The sequence below is a fragment of the Paraglaciecola polaris LMG 21857 genome, assembly GCF_000315055.1.
GTDB lineage: Bacteria > Pseudomonadota > Gammaproteobacteria > Enterobacterales > Alteromonadaceae > Paraglaciecola > Paraglaciecola polaris.
Genome location: NZ_BAER01000092.1, coordinates 1 through 1324 on the forward strand (window position 1 = coordinate 1; position 1324 = coordinate 1324).

At 46.6% G+C, this 1324-nt stretch carries 1 protein-coding gene; it reads right to left on the reverse strand.

Annotation, left to right across the window (positions count from 1 at the left end; genetic code table 11):
- Positions 1-12: 12 nt before the first annotated feature.
- Entirely contained in the window at positions 13-1221 is a 1209-nt protein-coding gene (locus GPLA_RS15360) for an IS4 family transposase (RefSeq protein WP_007105861.1), read from the reverse strand.
- Positions 1222-1324 lie beyond the last annotated feature (103 nt).

The window sequence follows — 1324 nt, forward strand, 5'->3', positions numbered from 1 at the left end:
TGGGGGATCCCCTCATAGAATAGGCCTCCCTTCTTTGTGAACCCAGCCAATATATTGTCCAATAGCCCACCTTATTTGAGCTTCACTTATCTTGTAATCCGAGGCCCTTTTTCTGACCTCTCTGCCTAATCTTATAATTGATAACACGCGTCGATGGCGAGTAGTATTGGCTTGAAATGCGCGCTCCCAATGTTGCTGCTGAGCGATGAGTCCGAGCAGTCTTAACAACCATTCAGCAAGCATCGCAATCAGTAGTAATATATCGAATCTTTTGGTGCAGCGACTGTTGCTGTGGCGCAGTCCCATTCCATATTGTGGACTTTTAATATCGCGGAAGGTTTCCTCTATTTGCATCCGTCTGGCGTATAAAGTGACAAGCTGTTTAGAATTGAATTTACCGTGTTCCGGCAAGTTGGTAGCGAGTAACCAAGGCTCTTTACTCCCTGCAATATAGCTCTGCTGAGCGGTATGATTTCGGCCTGCTTTTGAAGAGCGTTTATCTTTGCGATGCTTGGGTTTTGCTTTGTATAAATGAAGATGCGCATGAAGCGGATTTTTACGCCCTAATTCGCCGCAGCCTAGGTACTTAGCCCGAGAATTCGCATTGGGGTAAAACGACTTATTGCTTCGCCAAAGCGCTTGCCCATCACGCTTGAATCCCACATCGCCACGCACGCGGCCCAACCAGAACCAGCCATGTTTTTCTACTTCACGAAACCAAGGGTTACGATAGCCCGCATCGGTCACAATTAACGGACAACAACCTGGTGGTAAGATACTCGCGAGCTCTTTTAGAAAGGGATTGTGGCTAACGGGGGAGTTGTATTCAGCGTAAGAAAACACTCGTTCATACAACGTCACAGAACGCCCTTGCACGCTGACCGATGCACGTAAGGTTAAGTGGCGGAGCTTCTCCCGTACATCAGACCAATCTACAAGTACAACGGGCATGGGGTTCGCACCGCAGAGCAACCGAGCGTGCCAGCGATAAATGTCCAATCGTTCGTTGTGCAATTGCCGATTACCGAGCAGCCTGTCTATACGTTTTATGTTGTGTTTCGGGGCAACAGAGCCTGCAATGTTGCGGCCTAATTCGGTTAGCGACAGTTGTTGTCCATCCAGTAAAGATTGTGTGGCAACCATAAGAGAGGAAAGACGTTTTGCATGTAGATTGGGGCATTGCTTTTTAAGCAAATCGTGTAAGATATGAATATCACGCATGGTGTTGTTATCTGGTTAGTTTTTGGCGAAATTTATTAGATCAAATAGCACCATGCGTGTCTATATTATTGTTTCCGCTTAATATTATGAGGGGATTCGTTAG

Excerpts from the sequence above, each read along its gene's own strand:
- GPLA_RS15360 (WP_007105861.1), bottom strand. The coding sequence starts at position 1,221 with ATGCGTGATATTCATATCTTACACGATTTGCTTAAAAAGCAATGCCCC.